4 protein-coding genes and 1 pseudogene are annotated in these 6,000 nt (G+C 74.7%); 3 read left to right on the forward strand and 2 right to left on the reverse strand.

Translation table 11 applies throughout. From position 1 onward, the window contains the following. Positions 1-145: 145 nt before the first annotated feature. The 3 genes from amrb99_RS22880 (at position 146) to amrb99_RS22890 (ending at position 2,852) form a co-directional block, all read left to right on the forward strand. Positions 146-514 carry a hypothetical protein gene (locus amrb99_RS22880; RefSeq protein WP_190859341.1) on the forward strand — a complete coding sequence of 123 codons (369 nt, stop codon included), beginning with the start codon at positions 146-148 and terminating at the stop codon, positions 512-514. 422 nt (positions 515-936) lie between these two features. Further along, positions 937-2,169, forward strand: a complete 1,233-nt coding sequence (locus amrb99_RS22885) for a sensor histidine kinase (protein WP_190859343.1) — start codon at positions 937-939, stop codon at positions 2,167-2,169. Further along, complete coding sequence (locus amrb99_RS22890) at positions 2,166-2,852, forward strand: response regulator transcription factor (protein WP_190859346.1); 687 nt, start codon at positions 2,166-2,168, stop codon at positions 2,850-2,852. The genes amrb99_RS22885 and amrb99_RS22890 overlap by 4 nt, the downstream gene beginning before the upstream one ends. A gap of 49 nt (positions 2,853-2,901) precedes the next feature. Here amrb99_RS22890 and amrb99_RS22895 read toward each other — a convergent pair whose 3' ends face one another. Together amrb99_RS22895 and amrb99_RS22900 are read right to left on the reverse strand one after the other, a co-directional pair. Further along, on the reverse strand, positions 2,902-5,085 hold the full coding sequence (locus amrb99_RS22895; RefSeq protein WP_190859348.1) for a bifunctional serine/threonine-protein kinase/ABC transporter substrate-binding protein: 2,184 nt from the start codon (positions 5,083-5,085) through the stop codon (positions 2,902-2,904). Between the two features lie 109 nt (positions 5,086-5,194). After that, positions 5,195-6,000: pseudogene (locus amrb99_RS22900) on the reverse strand (hypothetical protein); the annotation flags it as partial.

Below are 6,000 nucleotides of genomic sequence, written 5' to 3' on the forward strand. Positions count from 1 at the left end.
CCACCGACCCGAACCCGCCACACCGAAACGCACCAGATCGACCACAACAATGCTCACCACCTAGACGAGAACGCTGGACATGGCCGGCGCCTTCGAAGGGCAGCATGTCCCTTCCATCGGTACCGGAGCGCGTTAGCGTGAACGCATGAGCAGCGGAGCGGACCACGAGTCACCCGAGGCCCCTTCGCTCGCCGCGCTCAAGGCCGAGTTCGCCGACGTGCCCCGGCCGGATACCCGACCGCTCACCGAGGCGGAGAAGACCGCGCTACGCGACCGGCTCAACAGCGCGCGGCCGGGCGAGACGGTGAAGCTGACGCACCGCGAGCACACGGCCCGGACCGAGATGGGGATCATCCGGGCCCGCGAGGACGTCGTCTCGCTGTATGAGCTGGTCCAGGGTGGTCCGCCGCCCTGCCCGACGCGATGCGCCTCGCCGTCGTGCTCCCCACCCCCGTGGGGGTGGTCCGCGCGTCGTACTCGCCAGCGCCCGCGGGGGGCAGCTAGGGGATCGTGAATCGGGACGGGATCGTCAGTTGGCAGCGGTGGGCGGTGGGGTTGTGCATGCAGCCATGCGCGCGGTTCCCCGTAGGGGGTACCTCGCAATTAGCTGCGTCGGCCGGGGCGCGTCTTGGACGCACGCGATGGCTCGCCTGTCGAGTTGAGCGGCGGTCTCTCCCCCGGCACCACCTGTCAACGAACCCCCACCGCAACCAGGCAGGCCCGGCGCCTGCCGGATCCCTCGGCGGCGGGGGGGGCGACGGGGCCGTGGCCTGCGGCTGGTCAAGTGCCGTCTGATCACTCCTGCGGAACACGCCGCCACCGGACGCCGCTACGCGATCGGGTGTAAGCCGGGAGCGCCCCGCTACGTCCGTCGACGTAGCGGGCTGGGCCTCTGGACGGAGGTTTGTCCGCGCACGCGAACTATAGGATCGCGGCATGAACCAGCGCGCCAGGTCGTTCGCGCTGCGTGGGGCGACGCAGGACGTGCTGCTCGCGCTCTTCGTCACCGTGATGCAGGTGCAGGGCACCCTCGCCCGCATCTCGGCCGACGGCGCGGCGCGTCCGCTCACCGAGCTCACCGGCCCCGGCCTCGCGCTGCTGGTGGTCAGCGGCCTGGCCGTCGCCGGGCGCCGCCGGTGGCCGGCCGCCGTGTTCGCCACCACCGCACTGGCCAGCCTCGTCTACTACGGGCTCGACCTCCCGGACGGCCCCGGATGGCTCGCGCTGTTCGTCTCCCTGTACTCGCTGACCGCCTACGGCGACGGGCGCCGGTCCCTGGTGATCGCCGGAGCGGGCATCGCGGTCCTGGCCGCCGGCTGGCTTCCCGCCGCCGCCGACATCAAGCCGCACGCCGCCATCGGCTGGGTGTTCTTCCGCATCGGCGCGTCGGTGATGAGCGCGGCCCTGGGCGAGTCCGTCCGGTCCCGGCGCGTCATCGCCGCCGAGGCCCAAGCGCGCGCGGAAATGGCCGAACGGACCCGCGAGGAAGAGGCACGCGCGCGGGTCGACGCGGAGCGGCTCCGGATCGCGCGCGAGGTCCACGACACCGTCGCGCACGCCATCGCGATCATCAACGTGCAGTCCGGGGTCACCGCGCACGTCCTGGACAAGCGGCCCGAGCAGGCGCGCGAGGCGCTGCGCGCCATCGAGCAGACGAGTTCCCGCGCGCTGCGGGAGATGCGCGCCATCCTCGGCGTCCTGCGCGACGACGGCGACGGCCGCGTCCCGCCCGCCGGCCTGGACCAGATCGGCGAGCTCGCCGCCAAGGCGCGCGAAGCCGGGCTGGAGGTCACGCTCGACGCGGCGCCGCCCGCGACCCCGCTGCCGAGCGCGGTGGGCGGCGCCGCCTACCGGATCCTCCAGGAGGCGATCACCAACGTGATCCGGCACGCCGGGCCGACCCGGGTGACGGTCGCGCTGACCTCCGGCATCGACCTCCTGGAGATCCGCGTGACCGACGAGGGGCGCCGCGCCGCGTCCGGAGGTCTCGCGGTCGACCGGCCGTCCGGCGACGGCCGCGAGTCCCCGTCCGGCCAGGGCCGGGGTATCGCGGGCATGCGCGAACGCTGCCGGCTGCTCGGCGGAGACCTCGACGCGAGGCCGACCCCCGCCGGCGGGTTCGAGGTCACGGCCCGGCTGCCGTTCGCACCGTCCGGGTCCCGCGCATGACCGACCCGGCCGTGTCGCCGCAGATCAAGGTGCTGATCGCCGACGACGAGGGGCTCGTCCGCTCGGGATTCAAGGTGCTCCTCGACCTCGAGGACGACATCACCGTGGTCGCCGAGGCGACCAACGGCGAGGACGCCGTCGAGCGCGCCCGCGCCACCCGCCCCGACGTCGTCCTGATGGACATCCGCATGCCCGGGCTGGACGGCATCCAGGCCACCACCCGGATCACCGCCACGCGGGGGCTGGAGAAGACCCGGATCCTCATCCTCACCACCTACGACACCGACGACCACGTCTTCGACGCGCTGCAGGCCGGGGCCAGCGGCTTCCTGCTCAAGGACGCCGGACCGGCCGAGCTCCTGCACGCCGTCCGGGTCGTCGCCGCGGGCGAGGCGCTGCTCGCGCCCCGCGTCACCAGGCGCCTGATCGGCCAGTTCACCGCGCGGCGGACCGCGGCCGCCGCCGCGGACGGCCGGCTCGCGGTGCTCACCGCACGCGAGCGGGAGGTGGTGGCCCTGGTGGGACGGGGCCTCAGCAACACCGAGATCGCCGCCGAGCTGTTCATGAGCCCGGCCACCGCCCGCACCCATGTCAGCCGCTCGATGACGAAGCTCGGCGCGCGCGACCGCGCCCAGCTCGTCGTCATCGCCTACCGGACGGGCCTCGTCAGCCCGGACGCGTAGCCCGCCGCACCTGCCCCGCCGAAATCCGTCCGGCGGTGCCCGATACGGGTCATGGGACCGGCGCGGTGGCGGAGTCGCCCAGGCAGATGAAGCGGCCGCCCTTGACCTCGTAGGCGTAGCCGACGCCGTCGGTCAGCCGGCCCTGGGCCGTGAAGCGGACGCGCTGCGCGACCCCGGGGACGTCGATGTTCCGCAGGTAGTCGTTGACCTGGGCGCCCGTCCGGCCGCCGTGCTCGAACGCGTGCAGGACGGCCCAGGTCGCGTCGTACGTCTCGGGGGCGTTGAGAGCGGGCCGGCTCCCCTGGTTGGCCCGGGCGTAGCGGGCCGCGAAGCCGGTGAAGGCCGCCGGCATCCCCGCGCCGGCCGGGGCGTAGCTCGAACAGGTGCAGGTGAGGACCGTGCCTTCGGCGGCCTTTCCCGCGCCCGAGATGAGCTGCGGGTCCAGCGACGGCAGCCCCAGGTAGAACCGCGCCCTGAAGCCCGCCGCCCGCGCCTGCTTGAGCAGCGGCCCGGAGACCTCGGGGAAGCCGCCGTAGAAGACCGCGTCCGCCTCCGCCTCCTTCAGCTTCCGGATGACCGCCGCATAGTTCGACGGACTCGGCGTCGGCCTTATGACCACGACGCTGACCAGCGCGTCCAGCGCCTCGGCGCGCGTCTTGAAGACGTTTGCGAGTTCGTGCGCCACGGGCTGGGCCGTGTCGTCGAGCACCACCACCCGCGTCCGCGTGGGCAGGCGCCGCCGGCTCATCAGCTGGGCGAGGTCGCTCACCGACTCGTCCATGTCGGGGACGACCGTGTGCCAGTACGTCCAGCTCGTACCCGACTGCGCGGAGGCCGACGCGGCCGACGAGAGCGCCGGTATGCGCTGGGCTTGGAGGACCGGCATGGCGCCCGCCGCGCCGTCGCCGACCATGCCGACGACGGCGTCCACCTTCTGCCGGCCCGCCTCCCGCGCGGCCGCCGCCTGCTGGGCCTCGCCCCCGGCGATCGTGTCGAGCCGCACGAGCTGGACGCGGACGGGCGGCTTCTTCGCGTTGAACTCGTTCACCGCCTGCTGGGCGCCCGCCCAGGCGCCCTGTCCGAGGGCACCGGTCTGCGGGCTGCGCATCGGCGCCATTACGCCGATCCTGACCGTGCCTCCGGAGCTTCCCGTCCCGGCGGTCCCCCCGGACGTGCCGGTGGTGCCGGTGGTGCCGGTGGAGCCGTGCTCGGAGGGGCCGCTGTACAGCTGGACGATCCCGGCCGGCACGGCGATCGCGAGGACCGCCGCAAGGGCTCCGGCGCCGATCAGCAGGCGGCGGCGCGAGCGAGGCGGGGCCAGCTGCGGGGGCGGCGGACCGTACGCGACCTTGGTGAGCACCGCGGTGACCGTCGCCATGCCTCGTTCGAGGAGATCGTCCGGCCGGGCGCCCGGCGGCAGGTCGGCACCGGCCATGCTCAGCAGGCGGAAGAGCACGTCGGCGCTGGTGGGGCGGCGGGCGGCGGCCTTGGCGAGACAGGCCCCGACCAGTTCGGCGAGCGGTCCGGGGAGCGCGCTCACGTCGGCCTCGGCGTTGAGGACGGCGTTCAGCAGGGCGGGGATCGAGTCGCCCGGGAAGGGCGGCCGGCCGGTCGCGGCGAAAAGGATCGTGCCGCCCCAGGCGAAGACGTCGGCGGGCGGGCCCACCGCGTCACCCGCGACCTGCTCGGGCGCCATGTACGCGGGCGTGCCGACGACCTGGCTGGTGACGGTGATGGCGGACGAGTCCAGGGCGCGGGCGATGCCGAAGTCGATGACCCGCGGACCGTCCCGCCCGATGAGGATGTTCGGCGGCTTGAAGTCGCGGTGCACGATGCCCGCGCGGTGGATCGCCGACAGCGCGGTGGCGGTGCCGATGGCCAGGCGCAGCAGCGCCCCCGGATCGAGCGATCCCTGAGCGCGGACGAGATCGGTGAGGGAAGGGCCCCGGACGAACTCGCTGACGATGTACGGCCGGTCGCCCTGGATGTCGGCGTCCAGCACGCGTGCCGTGCAGAAGCCGCCCACCCGGGAGGCGACCTCCAGCTCCCGCACGAAGCGCCGCCGCGCCTCGGGGACCCGGCCCAGGCGGGCGTGCAGCAGCTTGACGGCGACCTCGCGGCCGTTCGGGTCCCGGCCCAGGTAGACCGTCCCCTGGCCGCCGTCGCCCAGCCGTCCGGCCAGCTCGTACGGGCCCACCCGCCGGGGGTCCTCGGGCAGCAGAGGATCGGCCATCGGGCCCTCCGGAGGATGTCGCACGGCGAACGATCATGGCACGCCCCCGGCGAATCGTCGGGCGAATACCCCAGAACGGATGTTCTCGATCGCCGGGCGGCGGGCGGGGTCAGTGCTCGCCGTTGACGGCTGTGGGGGTGGTCCGGGTCGGCGGGAGGCGGTGCAGGATCGAGACGGTGCCGTCCGGCGGGCGGGCGCCGGCGTCCTCGTCGAGGCGCGGGGCGAGGGACGTGACGTTCGGGAGGTCGCCGGGCGCCTGCTGCCTGCGGCTGATGAACTGGTCGATCCGGCGGCGGGCGCGCTCGGCCTCGTTGCGGGCGGCGTCCCGTTCGGCGATCAGCATCGCGGTGCGGGCGCGGAGCTCCTCGACGAGCCGGGACCGCTCGTCCAGCTCGGCCTGCCGCTCGGTGAGGGACGCGCGGGTCTGGTCGAGGCGCTCGTGCGCGGAGCGGGTGCTCTCCAGCGCGCGGTCGCGCTGGATGAGGGCGTCCTGGATCTGCTCGCGGGCGTCGCGGGCGTGCTGCTCGGCCTGGACGCGGGCGGTGTGCTCCGCGCGCGCTTCGGCGCGGGCCTGGTGCGCGTCCTGGGCGGCGCGGGCGCGTTCGGTGGAGACCTCCTCCAGGCGAAGCCGCTGCTGCCGCAGTTCGGCGGCCAGCGTCGCGGCCTGCTCGCGGGCGGCCTTCTCGGCGGACTGCGCGGCTGCCAGGTCGCCGCGCAGGCGCTTGACCTCGTCCAGCGACGCCTGGAGCGTCCGGCTCAGCTCGGAGATCTGCTCGCCCTGCCGGGCCCGGTCGGCGCGGGCGGCGGCCAGCGCCGCGGTCGCCTCCTCGGCGGCCCGGGCGAGCTGCTCGTGGCGGCGGCGGGCCTCGTCGCGTCCGGCGACCGCCGCGCCGAGCCGGCCGCGCAGGTCCGCGG

The sequence above is a fragment of the Actinomadura sp. RB99 genome, from assembly GCF_014706005.1.
Lineage (GTDB): Bacteria > Actinomycetota > Actinomycetes > Streptosporangiales > Streptosporangiaceae > Spirillospora.